This window comes from Sesame phyllody phytoplasma (assembly GCF_018390775.2).
In the GTDB taxonomy this organism is placed as follows: Bacteria; Bacillota_I; Bacilli_A; order Acholeplasmatales; family Acholeplasmataceae; genus Phytoplasma; species Phytoplasma australasiaticum.
The window spans coordinates 1-20876 of sequence record NZ_JAHBAJ020000001.1; the positions used below are offsets into that span (position 1 = coordinate 1).

The window sequence follows — 20876 nt, forward strand, 5'->3', positions numbered from 1 at the left end:
CCTGTTGCATTAGAATCAGAACAAAAACAATTATTAAAAGAATTAGGTTATTTAAAATCTCAAATTATTGCTACTTCTGATATGTCTGAAACACAAATTACAAATGATATTACTGAATTAAAACAAAAAATAGATAAATTAAATCATAAATATGGCGAGATTATTATGAATAAATTGATAAATTCTAATAATTTTAAACAAAATTTACCGAATGTTTGGGTTGTTCCTGTGCCTGTTTTAACTGTAAATTAATTATCAACAACCAAAAATTATTTTAAAAAATATAGGAGTAAAATTTATTTTTACTCCTATTTTTTTATTTTATTTTTTTGGGATGATTATATTAATACGGTTTTCAATTGTTTTATTACTGAGTTACATCGATTACATAATTCGTTAGAATTATTATAATTTGTTACATTCCAGCAACGAGGGCAAGTTTTTCCTGTAGCTTTAATAATTTTAATTTCAAGTTTAGATGATTTTATAATATTAATTTCTGAAACAATTAATAATTGATGTAAACAATCTTGGATTTTTAATGTTTCTATTATATTTAAATATTCTGTGGTCAATTCTAAAATTATTTTAGCTTCTAGAGATTTATTAATAATTTGTTTTTGTCTAGCATTTTCTAATTTTTTTAATATTATATCTCTTAATTCTAAAAATTTTTGATAAGCTTTTTGTTCTTCTAAATTAACATCTTTTGGCGTAAATTTATTTATAAAATCATCTATTTGTTGTATGGTAGGCATATTTTCTAAGTAAATATCTTCTTGTTTAGAACTTTTAACATTTAAATGATTATAGGCTTCTGATGTTGTGTGAGGTAAAATAGGAGTTAAAATAATTAGTAAATCTAAAAGTAAATCGTATATATTAGATTGAATAGTTCTTCTTTCTTTACAATTCGGCATTTCGATATATAAAATATCTTTAGTAAAATCTAAATAAAAAGCACTTATTCTAATAGTTATAAAAGGATATAATAAGCTTATAATTTTTTCAAAATTATAACTTTCGTATGATTCTATAATTTGTTTAATTATTTGTTTAAATTCTAAAATTATTAATTTATGCAAAGAAGTTCTATTTTGTAAAATAATATAATCTGTTTTTATATTAAAATCATATAAATTGCCTAACATAAATCTTAAAGTATTACGTATTTTACGGTATTTTTCTTCTATTTGTTTTAAAATAGCACAATCTATTTTTACATCATTTTTATAATTAGTGCTAGCTACCCATAACCTTAATACATCAGCTCCGCTTTGTTTTATTATTTTTTGGGGTTCTATAATGTTGTTTTTGGATTTACTCATTTTTTGTCCTTTACCATCTAAAACAAATCCATGAGTAATAATTTGTCGATAAGCTGCTTTATTGAATGTAGCTACCGAAGTAATTAAAGATGAATTAAACCATCCTCTATACTGATCTGAACCTTCTAAGTATAAATCAGCTGGAAAAAAATTTGAAGAAATATTTTGCATTACATTATATGAGGTTCCAGAATCAAACCAAACATCTATAATATCTAGATCTTTAGTAAATAAATGATATTTTTTATTTTTTTGGAGATAATTTGTAGGTAATAATTCTGAAATTTCCCATTCATACCAAATATTTTTTCCATATTTTTCAAATAAATCTGCAAAATGATTTATCATATTGATATCAATAATGGGGTTTTGATTCTCATCATACAATATCGGAATAGGTACTCCCCATTTTCTTTGTCTACTGATATTCCAATCTTCACGATTTATTATCATATTTTGCATTTTGTGTTCTCCCCAATGAGGAAACCATTTAATATTTTCAATTTCTTTTAATAATTCTGGTTTTATACTTTGAATATCTATAAACCATTGCGATAAAGCCAAGAAAACAATGGGTTTATTAATACGATTATCATGCGGATATAAATGCTCTATTATTTCTGATTTAATTAAAATTCCTTGTTTTTGTAAATCTTCTATTATTAAATCATTAGCTTTTTGAAAAAAAATCCCTTGGTATTGAGGAGATAATTCAGTCATATTACCTTTTTTATCGATGCTAAAAGTTGTTTTCAAATTATATTTTTGACCTATTATAAAATCTTCTTGCCCGTGTCCTGGCGAGATACTAACTAAACCAGTACCTTCCTGATCAGAGACAAATTCGCCTAAAATGATTTGTTTAATTTTGTTAAATAAAATATTTTTGTATTGTAAATTTTCTAATTCTTTACCAGTGAATACTTTTATAATATCAATTTTATTCCAATTAAACTTAATTTGTAATTTTGTTAAAACCTGGGCTCCTATAATATATTTTTTATTTTGATTAACTTTAATTAAATAATATTTAGCTTTTGGGTTTACACAAACCGCTTCATTCGAAGATAAAGTCCAAGGGTTAGTAGTCCAAATTATTATTTGTACATTTTCCCAAAAATGCTCATGTTTATTATTTATTATTTGAAAGGTTGTAAAAATAGACCAAGTTTGGTGTTTATGATATTCTATTTCTGATTCAGCTAAAGATGAGTTTAAGTAAGTAGACCAATAAACAGGTTTTAATTTTTTAAAAATTAATTTTTTTTCTAACATTTTTGCGAAAATTCGAATTTGATTCGATATATATTTGTTATCGCAAGTTAAATAAGGATTATCCCAATTTCCTAAAATACCTAATCTTTTGAAATTTTCTTTTTGTTTTTGAACAAAATTCAAAGCAAATTTTTTACATTCTTCGTTAAAAATATTTTTAGGTAAATTTTTATTTTTAGAATTTTTTTTTAAAACTGCAATTTCTATTGGCAATCCATGTGTATCCCATCCAGGTATGTAAGGAGCATTATATCCTTGCATAGTTTTAAATCGTAATATAAAATCTTTTAAAATTTTATTTAAGGCGTGACCTATATGTATATCGCCATTAGCGTAAGGAGGGCCATCATGTAGAATAAATGTTGGATTTTGATTATTTTTTATTAAATTTTTTTGATATAAGTTAATTTTATTCCAAAATTGTTCTATTTCTATTTCTTTTTGAGGTAAATTGCCTCTCATTGGAAAATCAGTTTTGGGCATAGACAAGGTATTAGTATAATTTTTATCTTTTTGATTCATTTTTTATATTACATTTCCTTTTGTATTAATAACAATTAACAATCAATAAATACATCAATAATATATTTTATGGAGTTAGATGGATTTAGACACGAAATTTAAAATTTATAATATCACCATCTTGAACTATATAATTTTTACCTTCTGAACGTAATTTACCTTTTTCTTTTATTTGATTAATATTGCTATATTTTATAATTTCATTATAATTAACAACTTCTGCTCGGATAAAGCCTTTTTGAAAATCTGTATGTATTGATTTAGCGCATTGAGGAGCTGTAGAACCTTTAAGAAAAGACCAACTTCTTGTTTCTTTTGGACCTGCAGTAAAATATGTTTGCAAATTCAAAAGTTGATAACTGTTTTTGATTATTTGTTCTAAAGCATATTTAGATGAAAAAATTTTTTGCTCATTATTATCTTTATTTGTTATATTATTATCTAATTCAGAAGGAGAGTAATTTTTTTTAGCTTCGATAATACAAATAGGAATAAATTTTCTATTTGTTTGTAAACTATATTTATTCATTTGTTTAAAAAAAATATTTTCATCCCAACAATTATTTTTATTTTCTGGAAAATTACCTATATAAATCATAGGTTTAAGAGTTAATAAATTAAAATTTTTTATTATTTGAAATTCTTCTTCTGTTAAATTTAATTCATTAGCTGAAATATTTTTACTTAGATTTTGTTTAATTTTTTGCAAAATTTGTATTTCTAATTTTGCCTCTTGTTGTGTTTTTTTTTTGGAGTTATTTATTTTAGTTAAGCGTTGTTCTATTTGCTCTAGATCTGATAAAATTAATTCTGTTTCAACCATTTGGCTTTCTAAAACAGGATCAATTTTTTCGTGAATATGTATTATTTTGTTATCTTCGAAACATTTTACAACATGACAAAGAATATCAACATTACGAATATGATTAAGAAATTGATTTCCTAAACCTTCTCCTTTAGATGCTCCAGGAACTAAACCGGCAATGTCTACAAATTGTATTTGAGTTTTGATAATTTTTTGAGATTTAAAAAAATTAGCAATATATTCTAAACGTTCATCAGGAACTTCTATCATAGCTATATTAGGTTGTATAGTGGCAAAAGGATAATTAGCTTCTAAAATATTTAATCCAGTTAATGCATTAAACAAACTTGATTTACCTACATTGGGTAATCCTATAATTCCGACTTTCATATATGTTTTTCACCTTACTAAAAAATTTTTTTATTATAAAATAATTTTTAAATTTTATTATTTAATTATAACATTTTACTCGTTTAAATGATTATTTAAAAGCTATTGTTTTTATAGTTGATACCATTTGTAAAAAATATTATAATGTATGTTAGTTAGAGGAGATTGTCAATAAACTGTATTTTTATTAATTATCTAGATTTGAATTAAGAATTGTAATTCTAATTTTTATGTAAAATAAAAGTACTTTTTAATATAAACATTATTATTAAATCTTAAAATATATCAAAAATAATTTTAAAAAATAGAAGGAATTATAATTATGTCAAAAAAACAAATGATACCTGTAGGGGTTTCTGGTAGACATGCTCATTTGTCTTTAGAAGCTTTAGAGATTTTATTTGGTAAAAACTATAAACTAAATTGGTTTAAAGATTTAACTCAAAAAGGTCAATTTGCAGCTAAAGAAAAAATTGATGTCATTAGTTCTGATAATCAAATTCTTAAAAATGTTCGCATATTAGGGCCTTTAAGAAAATTTACACAAATTGAAATTAGTAATAGTGATAATATTAGAAATAAATTTGGCGCTCCCGTTAGGAGTTCAGGTGATATTCAAAATTCTGCTAGTGCTACTTTAATTGGTCCGTGTGGAAAATTATTTATTAAAGAAGGTGTTATTATTTCGGATAGACATATACATTTATCCGATGAAGAGGCTAAAAATTTATGTTTAGCTGATAAACAAGTAGTTAGTGTTCGAGTAGGCGGTATTAAAGCTGGTATTTTGCAAAATGTTTTGTGTCGTGTAAATAAAGATTTTAGTTTAGAATTACATATAGATACGGATGATGCCGCAGCATTCCATTTAAAAAATGGTGATTTAGTAGAATTAATTAAAACATAAATTTAAAAATGTATAATTGAAATTATTTAATTTTTCGATTATTTTAAAGATTTTAAAATATTTATCTGTGTAAATTTAATAAAAATTTAAATAATATTATTTTTTTGATATTGAAACAGTAATTTTAATTATGAATTTATTTTTAAAATTTAATCATAAATAAAATATAATTTGATATGATTGAATTTATAAATTGATATCAATAATAGATTTTATTTTGTAGTGTATATGATTTATTTTATTTAAATAAAATTCAAAAATTATTTACACAGAAGAAAGAGTTTATATCTGTGTTTTTAGAATCATTTTGGTCAGAAGAACCAAGAAAATTTACAAAGACTGAAGTTATTAAAGATCCTGTTTATGGATACATTTATTTAGAATATTTATTTTTGGAAGAGTTAATTAATACTCGTCTTTTTCAAAGATTAAGGCGTATTAAGCAATTAGGATGTGCTCATATGATTTTTCCTGGCGCTGAACATTCGCGTTTTACCCATAGTTTAGGTGTTTATGAATTATCTAGACGTTTTTTAGAATTTCATAAATTTCAATTAATAGAAAAAAAATTTTCTTTAAGGAATAAATTAATTTTATTGGTTGCATCTTTATTACATGATATTGGACATAGTTCTTATTCTCATATTTTTGAAAGAGTTTTTGATGTTAAACATGAAGATAAAACTATTCAAATGATTATTAATGATAAAGAAATTTTTTCTATATTAGATAGAATAGATGAAAATTTTAAATATGACGTCGCAAAAGTGATTAAAAATGATAAAAATAGTCAAAAATTTACTTTATTAAAACAACTTTTAACAAGTCAATTAGATTTTGATCGTTTAGATTATTTAAAAAGAGATTCTTTTTTTGCTGGCGTTAGCTATGGTTATATTGATTCTGATCGTTTAATTCGTATTATGGATATTACTAACGCTTATCAAGTTCCACAAACTTCGAATTTTCCTTCAGGTGAATTAGTAATTTTGTTCCGAAATAGCGGTCTTTCGAGCATTGAAAATTATTTAATGAGTCGTTATTATATGTATAGACAAGTATATTGTCATCCTAAAATTGTATTATTTGCTATTATTTTAGAACAAATTTTTGTCAGAATTAGATTTTTAATTACTAAAAAATATCAATTTGAATCTGACATTAGTTTATTAAAAAATTTTTTTTCTAATAAAGAATCATTAGAATTATATTCGAAAATTGATGATTTTTATATTAATAGTTTGATTATCTCTTTTCAAGATAGTAAAGATGTTATTTTATCTAATCTTTGTCAAGATTTTTTACATCGTCGTATTTGTTTTTGGAAATGTATTCCTAATATTTCTAAAAATTATGAATTTATTAAAGAAATAGAGTGTAAGTATAAAAATGATTCTGCTTATTATACTTACTATTATGATGATTATATTTTAAGAGATACTTATCGTGAGGAAGTTGATAATATTGGAGAACAAATTTTAATTGGCTTTAATCATAGTGCAAATAATATTGTAAAACCTTTAAGTATTGAATCTTTTATTATTAATAATATAATGTACCGAAATTCTTATAAAGAGATTCGTAATTTTTTTTATTATCGTGATTTTAAATGATTAAAAATGAAAAACATATTTTTAAAAAAAAATATGGTCAAAATTTTTTGAATAATTTTAATATTTTAAATTTAATTGTAGAATCTGCTAATATAGTCAATAAAAATGTAATAGAAATTGGACCTGGTCAAGGTGCTTTAACAAAATTATTAGTTTTAAAAGCAAAAAAGGTTTTAGCTTACGAAATTGATTACACTTTGAAAAAATTTTTATTATTCGCTGAACATAGTAATATTAATATTATTTATGATAATTTTTTAAAACGAGATATAGAAAAAGATTTTAAAAAATATTTTGATAGTGAACAAGAAGAAGTAGTTTTAGTAGGTAATCTACCTTATCATATTGTTTCTTCTGTTTTATTTAGAATTTTTGATATATCACGAATTAAAAGTTTTGTTATTATGTTACAAAAAGAATTAGCATGGAGGATATTATCCCATCCTTTTGTTAAAAATTACAATTCTTTAAGTGTTATATGTCAATCTTTGGCTTTTATTGAAGTGGTAAAGATAGTTAAAAAAACTAATTTTTATCCTCAACCAAAAGTAGATGGAATAGTTTTGAAATTTATTAAAAAAGAATTATCTGAAACAAAAAAAAATTTTTTATATGGTGATTTTATTAAATTTGTAAAAATTGCTTTTAAACAAAAACGAAAACAATTGATTAATAATTTTCAAGATTATTTAAATATATCTAAATCCGAAATTATTAGTTTTTTTATCAACAATCAAATATCTTTAAATATTAGAGCCGAAGAAATAAATGTTGAAGATTTGCAAAAAATAGCGAAATTATTTTGGAGTTATTTTAAGCGGTAATAATCAAGAATTTTATTATTACTAAATAGTGCATTAGTTGATTTAATGTAATATTGTGCATAAATTGTGATAAAATAATCCCATAAAAGATTGTGTAAATTAAAAAAAAGGTTTATAATTTTTTACAGTAATTAAGTTTATTAAAAAAGTTAATTTTTAAAAATTTTTAAAAAATAATAGGATGGTATGTAATGAAAATTACTGGTGTTAGAATAAAACTTAATGATAAAGAGCATCCAAGATTAAAAGCTGTTTCAAGTGTATTTATAGATGATTGTTTTGTAATTCATGGTGTTAGAATAATTCGCGGTAACAAAGGTTATTTTATTGCTATGCCTAGTTCCAGATTGAGTACAGGAACTTTCAAAGATATAGCTCATCCTACTAATACTCACACTAGAAATATGTTAAATGAAAGAGTTTTAGAAGAATTTTATGCAAAAACTTCTGCTAATAATGTTGATTTAACTGATTCGAATCAAGTTGAATCAAAATCAGAAGAAAATTCAAATGATCATGTAGAAAATAATCAAAATTATGATTCTAATAATGAAGAAAGTTATAATTGTGATTAATTTTCTTTCAAAAAAAACAAATTTATAAGATTTTTTGATTTTATAATTTAGATTTACATTTAAAAAATCTACTCTAAAATATTTATTTTAATTATTTTTTTGTTGCAAAAATTAGAAAAATATATAAATTAATTTTTAAGTTTATATATTTTTCTATCACATTTTATAGGGGTTAATGGTATATATTTTGAAAAAACATAATAATATTTATAACTCTAATGCAGATGCTAAAAAACATTTTGATTCGGGTTACAATAATAATTTTAAGCATTTTTTACTTTTTATTTGGGGCTTATTTTTGTATTTTTTCTGTTTTGTTCCTGTAGTAGTATTTAAATCTTTTAATTTGAATGATCATGAATCTTTATTATTTAAACAAGTAATTACTTTGTTAATTTTGGGTTGTACGGGTTATCATGTTATTATTGAAGGTTTATTAGATACTTATCGTATTACAAAGCAAAAACGTAAATTTACTCCAAATATACATATTTTAATGTTATTGGGCGCTTTAGGAGCTGTTTTTTTACATAATTTTAATGAAGCTATTTTATTAATTATTATTTTTGCAACTTCTAATTTTTTAGAAGAATATATAGAAACTAAAAGTCATAAAGAAATTCGAAACCTTTTAAAAATCGCCCCTACACAGGCACGTTTAAGAGATAGTGAAGGTAATTTTCAATTAATAGAAATAGAAAAATTAAATATCGGAGATGAAGTTATTGTTTTAAGTGGTGATCAAATTCCTTCTGATGGTATAGTAGTTTCAGGTAACTCTTGCGTTGATGAATCGAATATTACTGGAGAAAGTATACCTGTTGATAAAAAAAAAGGCGATAAGGTTTATGGAAGCAATATTAATCTTAATAATACTTTAGTTATTAGAATTACTGCTAATGCAGATCAGAATTTGTTTTCTAGAATTATTAAGTTATCTAATGAGTTAAAGAATAATGTTTCTAAAAAGGCGACTTTAATTAAACGTTTAGAACCAATTTATGTAAAATTTGTGTTGTTAATATCTTTTTTAATTTTATTATTTTTTCCTTTAATTAATATTATTAAAGGTTGGGAATATTATTCGTTTAATAAAATTTTTGAAAAAATTATAGTTTTTGTAACCGTCGCTTCCCCTTGTGCTTTGGTTGTGGCCGATATTCCAGCTACTTTATCTGCTGTTTCTTATTTAGCTAAACAAAGAATTTTATTAAAAAACGGAAATGCTTTAAGTTTTTTAGCTAATATTAAAGCTATTGTTTTTGATAAAACTGGAACTTTAACAATTGGTAAACCTATAGTGAAAGAATGTTTATTTGATAATTCTTTGAATGAAGATGAAAAAAATAAATTTTTATCTATTTTTTATTATATGGAACAGAAATCTAATCATCCTTTAGCTATATCTATTAAAAAATATTTAAAAGATTTTTTTGTTACTGGAGAAAATTTTAATAAGGATTATTCTGATATAGAGGTAAATAATTTGATTGGCATTGGCATTGAATCTTTTTATCAAGATAAACATTATAAAGTAGCTAAATATAGCGATTTAAAGAGTTGTTATGTGAATAATAAAATTTCTTCAGAATTGGAAACAAAAATACAATCATTTTTAGAAGACGGTTATACTGTGCTTTATTTTAGTTGTGATAATACTGTTGTAATGGTTATGGCGATTTTTGATGTTTTACGTCCAGAATGTTCTAATATAATAAATTATTTTCGAGATCTTAATATTAAAACAGTTGTTTTAACGGGTGATAATTATAAAACAGCTCAAAATGTAGCAAAATGTTTAAATCTGGATTATGTTTTTGCAGAATGTTTGCCAGAAGATAAATTAGCAAAAATTAAAGAGTTAAAAACAAGGTACACGGGTGTAGCTATGGTAGGGGATGGCGTTAATGATGCCCTTGCTTTGGCTAATGCTGATGTAGGAATTGCTTTGCAAGAAGGTGCAGATGCAATTGCAGATATTGCAGATGTCGTTTTAATGAAAAATAATTTAATTAAAATTATTCAGACTCATAAAGTAGCTGTTAGATTGAATAATATAGTTTGTCAAAATATGATTTTTGCGATTAGTGTTATTATTATTTTAACTATTAGCAATTTTTTTACTAGTTTGTTTTTACCATTTGCCGTTTTTTTGCATGAAATTAGCACTATTTTAGTTCTTTTAAATGGTTTGCGAATGTTAAAAAATGAAAATTTGCAATCAATTAAGTAATTATTTTTTGAAATTTTTTAGTTTTTTAATAATAAAATAACTATTATTATATAAAATTTAGTATATGAAAGAAGAAAAATATTGCATGTTAAATATCGAAGAAATTAAAAATATTTTTAATTTATCTTTAGGCGAAGGCATTGATTTTGTTGAATTCTTTTTTGAGGATACTTCTTCTGATTTGTGGAAAGTTATTGATCAAAATGTAGTGGGTTCGCGTGAACATCATATTTATGGTTTAGGTATTAGATTATTAAGCAATAATCAAGAAATTTATTTATATACTAATAAAATAATTTACCAACATATTATAGATTTAATTTTGCAATATAAACCTTTATTAAAAAATAAAAATAAAATTTTATCAAAAAATTTTGATTTTGAACAAAATATATCACAAAAACCTTTAGATGATATTACTTGGCAACAAAAAATTGAAAAGATGTTATATTGTTCTCGTGTAATTCGTCAAACAGATTCTCTTGTAATTAAAAGTTTAGTCAATTTAGAAAATAAATTTCAAAAAGTTTGGATAGTTAATAGTCGAGGTATTTCTCGTTATGATAATCGTTATTATGTTAATTTGAGTTTAACTTCTGTTGCACAAAACGAATCTAATATACAAGAGTTTAGTAGAAGTTTTGGTAAAGGATCTACTGGAGTTTTTTTAAATTCTTTAGATTTACAAGAAATATCTCAACAAGTAGCCAAACAATCTGTTGAAATGTTATCAGCACAATCAATTAAAGCTCAAACGATGACTGTTGTAATTAATAATGGTTCTGGTGGAGTTATTTTCCATGAAGCATGCGGGCATTCTTTAGAAGCAACATCAGTAGCTAGAGGATTATCGCCTTTTTGTGACAAAATGGGTCAAAAAATAGCTTCTCCTCTTGTTACTGCATTTGATAATGGTAATATATTTGAAGCTTGGGGAGCTACTAAAATTGATGATGAAGGCCATTTAACACAAACAAATCTTTTAATCAGTAATGGTATTTTGAAATCTTATTTAGTAGATATGCGCAATGGTTATAAATTAAATATGCCATCTACAGGATCTGGTAGACGAGAATCTTATAAGTATTCGCCTACTTCGCGTATGAATTCTACTTATATTTCTGCAGGGCCTCATGATCCGGAAAAAATTATTCAAGAAACTGATTATGGTTTTTATGCTAAATATTTGGGAGGTGGAACTGTTGATCCAAATACAGGAGAATTCAATTTTATGGTAAATGTTGGTTATTTAATTCAAAATGGTAAAATAACAACACCTATTAAAGGTATGATGTTGATTGGCAAAGGACAAGAAATTTTGTTTAAAATTGATCGTGTTGGTAAAGATGTTCAATTAGTGCAAGGTTATTGCGGATCCATTTCAGGAGATATTCCGGTAGATCTAGGTCAACCAACTATCCGTATAACAGAAATGCTTGTTAGTGGTAGTTGATCAAAAAAAGGTGAATATGCAATGAATTATCAAAAATGGTTTCAAAAAAGTCAATTACAAGGTTTAGATGGATTAGAAATTATAATATATGAACAGCGAAAATTTGATATTAATTTAGAAGATGGAAATATAGAACAATTTACAGCTAATCATTCGACTAGTTATCTTATTTATGGTTTATGTAAAAACAAAAAAACTTCTATTTATTTAGAAAAAATTGATGATTTAGATAATGATTTTTTCATAGATCAAGTTTTAAAACGTTTAAAACAAAAAATAGAAATTTTAAATTTTAATGAAAAAGATTTTTTGTTTTCGGGATCTCAAAAATATAAAACAATTTTAGAAAAAAATTTCAATTTTGAGTCAATACCTTATGATTATAAAATTAAATTATTGCAAGAATGTTATCAAGGTTTATTAGTTAGTCAGTATTTTACTAAAAAATGTAATTTGTTGTATAGTGAAATTTTTTGGTGTCAAAAAATAGTTAATTCTTTAGGATTAAAATTGCAACAATGTAATAGTTACGCTTTATTAGAAACTAATTGTATTTTTGGCGATAATAAAACTCAAGAAGAAATTACTAAATCGTTTCCTGTAAAAAAATTTGAAGATTTTGACTTGTCTATTTATGTTAAAGGTTTATTAGAATTAGGAGAGAATCAAATTGGCTCTAAAACTTTACCATCTAAACTTTATCATGTAGTTTTTTCTAATGAAGTGTTTGCAGAATTATTATCAAATTTTCAAAATATTTTTAATGCTTTATATGTTTATCGTAATTTGAGTAAATATAAATATAGTCAAGGCAAATTAATCGCTAATCCTAAAGTAACTATTATAGATGATCCTTTTATATCGACAGCTTTTTTTAATCCGATTTTTGATGACGAAGGAGTCGCTTGTCAAAGCAAAAATATTATTACTCAAGGGATTTTAAATACTTTTATCCATAATTTACAAACTGCTAAACTTTTTGATGTATCACCACAAGGCAATAGTTTTAATGGCTCTATTGCTATGAGCAATTGTTATTTGAAATCCGGTGATAAATCTTTATCAGAATTATTATATGCCGTTCATGATGGTATTTATGTAAATTCTATAGTGGGTTGGCATGCAGGTATAGATGAGATCAGTGGATCTTTTAGTTTGCAAGCTTCAGGCTTTTGTATTAAGAATGGTTTTATAAAAGATCCGTTTAATATGGTGGTTATTTCTGGTAATTTTTTTGATTTATTAAATAATATTAAAGATATTGCTAATGATTTTAAATTTCAAATTTTTGGATTTGGCAGTTCTAGTGTATATGTTGGTTTATTAAATGTATCAGGTAGTTAAAATTTTTTTAATAAAATAAATAAAAACTATTTATAGCTTTTTAGACTATAAATAGTTTTATTTATTAAATAATATTAAAGATATTGCTAATGATTTTAAATTTCAAATTTTTGGATTTGGCAGTTCTAGTGTATATGTTGGTTTATTAAATGTATCAGGTAGTTAAAATTTTTTTAATAAAATAAATAAAAACTATTTATAGCTTTTTAGACTATAAATAGTTTTATTTAAATTTTTTTAAAATTATTTATTTGAATTATTTGTTTAAAAAGAAATTTATAGCGCGAACTATTTGGTCATTAATATATTGAGTTGTAAGAAATTTCATAACTTCGTCTCTTACTTGATTGCTTACTGATGTTTTTATTTGAGCAAATAATACTGTTATAAATTCTCTGTTTATTTCATCAGGTAATATAGTTGTATAATAGTTTGTTGGCAAATTATCATCACTTTTATATGATTTATCGAATGCCTCTGATCCTGTCCATTCTTCAACACCAAATTCATCTTGGAAAATATAATTAATGTAAGTTTGTGCTGCTATTTTAACTGGATGCGATGGTAGATCTTGGGTATCTTCTATTATATTATATTGCATTAAAGATAAAATTTTTTCCTTTTTATCTATAGCTGAAGATACAACTTGGTCAAAATATTGACCTTTATCATAAGCTTTTATAGACATTTTAGAATTGTTAATAGTGAAAATGGTTAATAGACAAGTTAAACTCACTGAGAAGAATAAAATACTATTTTTTATTAATTTCAACAAAAAAATAGTCCCCCTTTTGTTAAATGTTTATTCTTCAGTATTATTTTATCTATGGACGATTTCATTCTAACATTTTTTGTTTTTAAAGTAAAGTAAATTATTATCTTGTGGTTTGGGATTGTATAAAATGTTTTCCTAGAGGACTAATGATGATTTTATCATAATTATGTACAACATAATTATATTTAAAAGCTTTTTTTATACATTGTTTGAAAATTTTATTATTCCATTTTAAATCTTTTTGTATAATTATTAATTGTTGTTTAAATGGTTGATTTTGATGATTTTCCAAATGAATTAATAAATTTAACATTAAAAAATTTTTTTTCTGTTGATGATTTTTTATAATTGTTGTTATTATACCTTTTCTTTGTTCAAAAATTAAAACTAATAAAAAATGTATTAAAGTAATAATGGCTATTAAACTAGCTATAGGAATATCCCATAATATACCCAAAAAATATCCTAAATTAGTATTTATCAAACTTATCCATAAAGATAATAAAAATCCCGACCACAAAGTGGATGTTAAAAGAATAGCAGTCATAGCTGGTCCTATCATACAAGCTATTACCATAATAGAACCGACGATATCGAAGCAAACAACTACTGTTAAAGAAACTAAAGTCATTAATAAGTAATTAATAATTATTGTCGAAAAACCTAGTAATGAACATAAGCATGGATCAAAAATGAAAATTTTAATTTCTTTAAAAAATAAAAAAATAAATATTAGGTTAATAATTAAAATTGGCAGGATTTTATATATTTGTTTTAAGTTAATTAATTCTACATTACCTAAAAATACTGCGTCTGTATCTATGTGTACATTACGTGTGTAGTTGCTAATTATAATAATAGCTATTGAAAATAAAAATGTTAAAATTATGCTAATAGCTCCGTCTGATGAAATTTGAGCATGTTTTTTTAGTATTTCTATTAAAATAACAGTAATTAATCCAATTAAAATAGCTCCTACCATTAACCAGGGTGAATCTAAATTGCCAGTTATTAAAAAAGCTATTACTATACCTAATAATACAGTATGGCTAATAGCATCTACTGTCATAGTCATTTTTTTTAATACTAAAAAAATACCTAAACTAGCTAAAGCTAATGAAGTTATAGTTAAAATTAAAAATACATCCCATTCAAATTTGTTGGCGATTTGATTTAAATATTTTATCATCATATTTTAAATTTCCTTATTAATTAATTTTTGAATTATTTTTTCGCCTTTAGAAGTAATCATAATTTTTTTATTTATACAAATAAGATATTTTTGTTGAAATAAAAATTTTTCTAAATTAATTTTTTTATTACATGTATTTTTTAAATAAATATTAATTAATGATTTGAATTTTTGTAGATTTTTTAGATATTTTTTGTGTCGGAGGTATTTAGTTATTAAACTTTTTTTTGGTGATAATAAAAATGTAGCTATGATTAAAACATCGGTAATTATTATAATAATAGGTCCTGTAGGTATATTTGGTATTTGGTAACTAACAAAAATACCTATTAAGCTAACGATAGCAGTGATTATAGCTGATAAGATGGCGTTAATATGAAGCTTATTACTGAATTGTAAAGAAATTATTCCGGGTAAAGTTATAAATGAGCTAGTTAAAATAACCCCCATTAATTTCAAACTAATTATAATAATGCTAATTAATAATATATTTAGAATAAAATTAATTAATTTAATATTAAAACCAATACTACGAGTAAATATAGAATCGAAAATAAATATTTTGAATTCTTTCCATAAAAAAATAATAATAACGCTAGTGATAATAGTCGCTATAGTTATATAAACAACATTATTATAAGAAATAAGAGCTATTTGCCCTAATATAAATTTTTCTAAAACGGCAATTTTATTGCTAGAAGATATTTTTTGAGCTAGAGCTATTAAAATATTACCTAATCCAAATAAAGAAGATAAAATTAGCGATAAAATCGCGTCTATTGGCAAAATGGAATATTTTTTAATTAATTCTATTAATCCTATAGCTACGATCGAAGATATAATAGCGCCTATCCATAAAACCCATTCATTTGTTTTTTGAGTTAATAAATACATTACTACAATACCAGGTAAAATAGTGTGCGCAATAGTATCACCTAACAAACATTGTTTGCGTAAAATCATAATAATTCCTATGATTCCTGAAGCGCAACCTAATAAAGCAGCTCCTGTAAAGATTTTAATATTGGTATAGTTCCAAAATTCTGTAATATTCATAATATTTCGTTTATTTTCCGTCCTTTTGGATTATTTTGAAAAGTTCGATTAATATTATCAGATGTAAAACATTTTATAGTTTTACCGCTAGCTATTTTGTATAAATTAAGTAAAACAATATGATCAAAATATTCTTTAACTGTATTTAAATCATGATGTATTAATATAATTGTTTTTCCTTCTTTTTGTAATGTTTTCAAAATGGAAATTATTTTTTTTTCTGTTTGTAAATCAATACCTTGTAAAGGTTCATCTAATAGATAAATTTCTCCTTGTTGCGCTAAAGATCTTGCTAAAAAAATTCTTTGTTGTTGTCCTCCGGATAATTCTGAAATTTGACGTTCTTTAAAATCTAACATATCTACTTGTTTTAATGCTTGAATAGCGATTTTTTGATCTTTTTCAGTTGGCCTTTTAAACCATCCTAGATGTCCATATCTTCCCATTAAAACTATATCTAAAACTGTTGTTGGAAAATTCCAGTAAGCTTCATTTCTTTGCGGTACATAAACTATTTTTTTTTGTATATTTTTATAAGGTTGTCCGAAAAATAAAATTTCTCCTGAAATTTTTGGAATAAGTTCTATTAAAGTTTTAATTAAAGTTGATTTGCCGGCTCCGTTAGGACCTAGTATAGCGGTAAAAGAACCTTTTATAATTTCTAAATCTATATCCCAAAGAACAGGTTTTTGGTATTGATAAGAAACAGTTAAATCTTTTATTTGAATAGCTATTTCTTGTGTTTTCATTTTATTTTAACTCCTGACTAATAATATCAATATTATGTAAAAAAGTACCTATATAACTAGACATTTTAAAATACTGATTTGTGTCTGGTAATTGTTTATAATTTGGATCTTCTTCGGTACCTAATGAATCTGAATATAATTCTTGGTCACTAATTTTTATTTTAAAATTGGGTTTATAATTGTTTACCGCTTCTATTAAACTATCAAGATAATTATGTGGAACTGATGATTCTATAAAAATAGCTTTTACTTGGTATTCTGTTATAATTTTAGCTATTTTTTCGATATCACGAGGAGAGGTTTCGGTTTGTGTTGATATCCCTTGTATAGAATATAATCCTTTAAATTGATTTTCTTTAGCTAAATAAGAGAAGGCATCGTGAGCTGTAATTAGTATAATTTCTCTATTTTCGAAAATTTTTTTAGTATATTGTTTTAAATAATTTAATTGTTCTTGGTATAAATTAAAATTATTTTCTAGTGATTTGAGATCTTGTGATTTAGATAATTTCGATTGCAATTGTTCTTTTAGATTTTTCAAAACTTGTTGCCATAAATCGATACTAAACCAAATATGAGGATCTTTTTGACCTGTTTTTTCGTCTATAATTAATTGATCATTTTTAATAGCTTGAGAAGCGGACCATATATTAGAATTAGGAGCTATTAAAGAAAATGAGTCTGTCATTTTAGATTCTAAATGTAATCCGTTAGTTACAATTAAATTAGCTTTTTTTATAGCTATTCTATCTGATTGTTTCATTTTATAATTATGAGGATCAACTCCAGGACCCATTAAAACATAATTTTTAATATTATTAATTTTTTGATATTTTTTATTTTTTGGATTTTCCTTTTCATCAACATTTCCTATTAAATGATTAACTAAATCATTTAGTAAATTAGTCGTAGAAGTAATAATTATTTTTTCATCTATATTATTGCGGGGATATACCGACATTGCATAAAAAATAATATAAATATTTATTATAGTAAAAAAAAGCATAAATATAAACCAATTACGATTTTTATTGGGTAAAAAATTTATCATTCTTAATTCTAAGTCTAAATTTAATTTGTTTAAATTTAATACACCTTTCTAAATACTATATTTATAGGTAAATTTTATATTTATTATAAATTGCAAAATATTTTTAAGATTAATTATATTTTTTTTGAATTTTGAAAATAATATTTTATTTTTTTGGTTTACTTTTAAATTAAAATTATAAAAATATATTAATTGATATTAATTTTTTAAATTTCCAAAAATTTTATTTTTTTAATAACAATTAAAAAAATTTTTTTAATTTTTGCGAGATGTAAATAATATTTATGATATCCGATATAACTTGTATAGTTAAATAAATTAACGATTATCACTATAACAATTTTAGCTTAATTTTAACACATATTTATTTTAATGTCAAACCGAATAATATATTATTTTATATTTTATATTGAAGTTATTAAATTGATTTTCATTTGACAATTTTATCATATATTTTAATATTTATTTAAATAAAAATATTCAACAGATTATATTTTATGTATTTATAAAATTATAATTAGTTTTTTTATTTTTAAAAATTTTTGGTTTTTTATAAGGTATTTTTAGGATTATCAAATTATAAATATGGTATAATTTAGTTGTTCTCAAATTTATAAATTTTTATGAAATTATTTCAAAAAAATTTCTTTTTAGTTTATAAAATTATTATTTTTTAAACAATAAAAACGAATAAAATTATTATTTATATGATTATTTTTATAAAAAAGAAATTATTTTTGAAAATATTATTTAATAAAATTTATATTAACTATTATATTTAAATATCTCATCTGTGCAATAATGCTTAAAAAAGCAATAATTATTTTTATTTTTAATTTTTAAATAAAATATATTGTAGAGAGATAAGAGGTTAAAAATGATTTTAAAATCTAAAAAAATAAATCATTTATCTGGTTTTATATTGTTTTTATTAATTATTTTTTTGTTTTTTACTTTAATATCCATTATTACTTTTGCGTTTAAATTATATAAAAGTAGACAATCATTAAATAATTATTCCAATGAATCATATTTATCCAAATACATTGATAAACCTAAAAAAAATATTGAAAATACTAATATACCAACTAGTTTATTTAGAAAAATTAATGGAATTGATATTGAATTTAAATTTTTAGGTTATTTAGATGGTGTAGATGAAAAAGGTAATATTAATATTATTTATGAAGGTTCTGATGCAAATTTAAGACTAAAATGTTATATTAATTTTAAAACTAAACAACATTTAGAAGAAAGTGTGTATCAGCGTTTACCTGGAGACGAGTGGCATGCGGTAACAATGGATTATTTCCCTCCTGTTAACAAAAATATTTAATTAAATTAAAAATAACTAATTCGTTTTTTTATATAAAAGTGGTTTTTTATATAATTTAGGCTATTTAATAAATAGCTTTTTTTATGAATAAAAAATATAATTAATGTTATAAATGATACACTAATTATAATTTATTACTTTGAAATTAATAAATTGTTTTTATTTTTTTAAGAGGTTTTTTTGAAATGAATGAAGTCATTAATATTTTTTTCTTTTTGATTAATTAAAAAAAATTGTTTTAATAAAAATAAAAATTTTAGCTATTATATGATATAATTTCTAGTCAATGTTGCAGTATATTGTTATATTAGAGAAATTTTAACTATAAGATATTTTTTGATTTTAAATTATTAACTAATTTATATTAATTAAAAATTAACGTTTTACTAATTAAATTGCAAAATTAAAATTTTTTTGATATTTGAATCAAAAAATGTTATAATTTGCACAGTTGTATTATCATTATTTAATATTTGATAAATTTTTATATAATTAAATTTTATATTTTTTTCAAACTAAAAGAGTTAAATATTTTATAAAATCTAAGACTTTATTTATAATTAATTTATTTTTATTGCTGTCTTTAAACTGATTTTTAGTATTTATTAGTACTTTAGTATTTGATTATTATATATAAATAAAACATTAAATAGAAAGGTTTTTGATATTTTTATCAATATTATGAAAAAAAATTTTGTTTTAACTAATATTATTAATGTTTCTAAATCTCAAAAAGAAAATAATTATTTTACAAATGATTATGCTAATAAAACAGGCGTCATAATTAAAACTTTATTTTTGCTTTTAATTAGTTTGTTTTCTGGTATATTTAGTTTTCGTTTAATATTTAATTTATCAATTTTTTTTAATCCTTTAAAAATTGCTTTTTTCTGTATCTCTTGTTCAACTGCTTTATGTATTGGATTGCTTTTTTATAGTTGCTTTGCCAAATATAATAGTTTACGTACAGTTTCTATTTTATATGCTCTATTTGAAGGTATTTTGCTTGGTAGTGCATTTGTTGTAATGGATGTGAACAATTTTATTTTATTGCCTGTTTTTATGTTTGCTTTAATATGTGTTTGTTTTATTTTTGTACTTATGAATGTTTTATATTCTTTTAATATTATAAAAGTTAATTCTAGATTGTTAACATTTTTAATTATATTGACTGTATTTGTATTTTCTACATGGACTATAAATATTTTCATGGACAATACTGTGTTATCGACTCTAGCTATTTTTGGAACTATTGTATTGGCTTCTTTAAATTTAGTTCAAAATTTTCAGGAAGTAGAATATTTAACTCGTTTGAAATTGGATAAAAAATATGAGTGGCCTTTAGCTTTTTCTTTTCATATAATTTTTATTTCTTTATTTACGGATTTTCTTCTTTTATTATTAGAATATACGAGAATTAGAGACAAAAGAATTTAAATTATTCCGGT

General features: G+C 22.8%; 17 protein-coding genes. 10 read left to right on the forward strand and 7 right to left on the reverse strand.

The annotated features are described in order from the left end of the window. Window positions 1–252 (forward strand): hypothetical protein (locus KHD59_RS00005; RefSeq protein WP_238120190.1); only part of this gene is annotated, 252 nt, incomplete at its 5' end. An 86-nt stretch (window positions 253–338) separates the two neighbouring features. On the opposite strand, the gene ileS is transcribed toward KHD59_RS00005, so the two are convergent. Both ileS and ychF read right to left on the reverse strand, forming a co-directional pair. Continuing rightward, complete coding sequence (ileS, locus tag KHD59_RS00010; protein ID WP_213680265.1) at window positions 339–3125, reverse strand: isoleucine--tRNA ligase; 2787 nt, start codon at window positions 3123–3125, stop codon at window positions 339–341. An 85-nt stretch (window positions 3126–3210) separates the two neighbouring features. Further along, the gene (gene ychF, locus KHD59_RS00015) at window positions 3211–4320 is read right to left on the reverse strand and encodes a redox-regulated ATPase YchF (protein ID WP_213680266.1); all 1110 of its coding nucleotides are present in this window, start codon (window positions 4318–4320) and stop codon (window positions 3211–3213) included. 322 nt (window positions 4321–4642) lie between these two features. Between ychF and pduL the strand changes: the two genes are divergently transcribed. The 7 genes from pduL (at window position 4643) to KHD59_RS00050 (ending at window position 13269) form a co-directional block, all read left to right on the forward strand. Then, complete coding sequence (pduL, locus tag KHD59_RS00020; protein WP_004995233.1) at window positions 4643–5227, forward strand: phosphate propanoyltransferase; 585 nt, start codon at window positions 4643–4645, stop codon at window positions 5225–5227. A gap of 290 nt (window positions 5228–5517) precedes the next feature. Continuing rightward, window positions 5518–6840 (forward strand): HD domain-containing protein, encoded by a 1323-nt coding sequence (locus KHD59_RS00025; protein ID WP_213680267.1) that lies wholly within the window; start codon window positions 5518–5520, stop codon window positions 6838–6840. Next, window positions 6837–7664, forward strand: coding sequence for a 16S rRNA (adenine(1518)-N(6)/adenine(1519)-N(6))-dimethyltransferase RsmA (gene rsmA / locus KHD59_RS00030; protein WP_004995238.1), 828 nt, complete (start codon window positions 6837–6839; stop codon window positions 7662–7664). The genes KHD59_RS00025 and rsmA overlap by 4 nt, the downstream gene beginning before the upstream one ends. A gap of 191 nt (window positions 7665–7855) precedes the next feature. Further along, on the forward strand, window positions 7856–8239 hold the full coding sequence (locus KHD59_RS00035; RefSeq protein ID WP_004995240.1) for a septation protein SpoVG family protein: 384 nt from the start codon (window positions 7856–7858) through the stop codon (window positions 8237–8239). A 175-nt stretch (window positions 8240–8414) separates the two neighbouring features. After that, complete coding sequence (locus tag KHD59_RS00040) at window positions 8415–10472, forward strand: heavy metal translocating P-type ATPase (protein WP_213680268.1); 2058 nt, start codon at window positions 8415–8417, stop codon at window positions 10470–10472. Between the two features lie 64 nt (window positions 10473–10536). Then, the gene (locus KHD59_RS00045; protein ID WP_213680269.1) at window positions 10537–11925 is read left to right on the forward strand and encodes a TldD/PmbA family protein; all 1389 of its coding nucleotides are present in this window, start codon (window positions 10537–10539) and stop codon (window positions 11923–11925) included. Between the two features lie 21 nt (window positions 11926–11946). Next, window positions 11947–13269 (forward strand): TldD/PmbA family protein, encoded by a 1323-nt coding sequence (locus KHD59_RS00050; protein ID WP_213680270.1) that lies wholly within the window; start codon window positions 11947–11949, stop codon window positions 13267–13269. 256 nt (window positions 13270–13525) lie between these two features. Here the strand turns inward: KHD59_RS00050 and KHD59_RS00055 are convergent, their stop codons facing one another. The 5 genes from KHD59_RS00055 to KHD59_RS00075 all read right to left on the reverse strand — a co-directional run bounded on the left by KHD59_RS00055 (window position 13526) and on the right by KHD59_RS00075 (window position 18047). Next, complete coding sequence (locus KHD59_RS00055) at window positions 13526–14044, reverse strand: hypothetical protein (protein ID WP_213680271.1); 519 nt, start codon at window positions 14042–14044, stop codon at window positions 13526–13528. Between the two features lie 100 nt (window positions 14045–14144). Further along, complete coding sequence (locus KHD59_RS00060) at window positions 14145–15236, reverse strand: metal ABC transporter permease (protein WP_213680272.1); 1092 nt, start codon at window positions 15234–15236, stop codon at window positions 14145–14147. Between the two features lie 3 nt (window positions 15237–15239). Beyond that, a complete protein-coding gene (locus KHD59_RS00065; protein WP_213680273.1) occupies window positions 15240–16292 on the reverse strand; it encodes a metal ABC transporter permease in 1053 nt (350 codons plus the stop codon). After that, entirely contained in the window at window positions 16289–17041 is a 753-nt protein-coding gene (locus KHD59_RS00070; protein WP_004995256.1) for a metal ABC transporter ATP-binding protein, read from the reverse strand. The genes KHD59_RS00065 and KHD59_RS00070 overlap by 4 nt, the downstream gene beginning before the upstream one ends. Before the next feature lies 1 nt (window position 17042). Continuing rightward, entirely contained in the window at window positions 17043–18047 is a 1005-nt protein-coding gene (locus tag KHD59_RS00075; protein WP_213680274.1) for a metal ABC transporter solute-binding protein, Zn/Mn family, read from the reverse strand. A gap of 922 nt (window positions 18048–18969) precedes the next feature. On the opposite strand from KHD59_RS00075, the gene KHD59_RS00080 reads away from it, so the two are divergent. Further along, window positions 18970–19428, forward strand: coding sequence for a hypothetical protein (locus KHD59_RS00080; protein ID WP_193622208.1), 459 nt, complete (start codon window positions 18970–18972; stop codon window positions 19426–19428). A 681-nt stretch (window positions 19429–20109) separates the two neighbouring features. Beyond that, window positions 20110–20865, forward strand: coding sequence for a Bax inhibitor-1/YccA family membrane protein (locus KHD59_RS00085; protein WP_213680275.1), 756 nt, complete (start codon window positions 20110–20112; stop codon window positions 20863–20865). Window positions 20866–20876 lie beyond the last annotated feature (11 nt).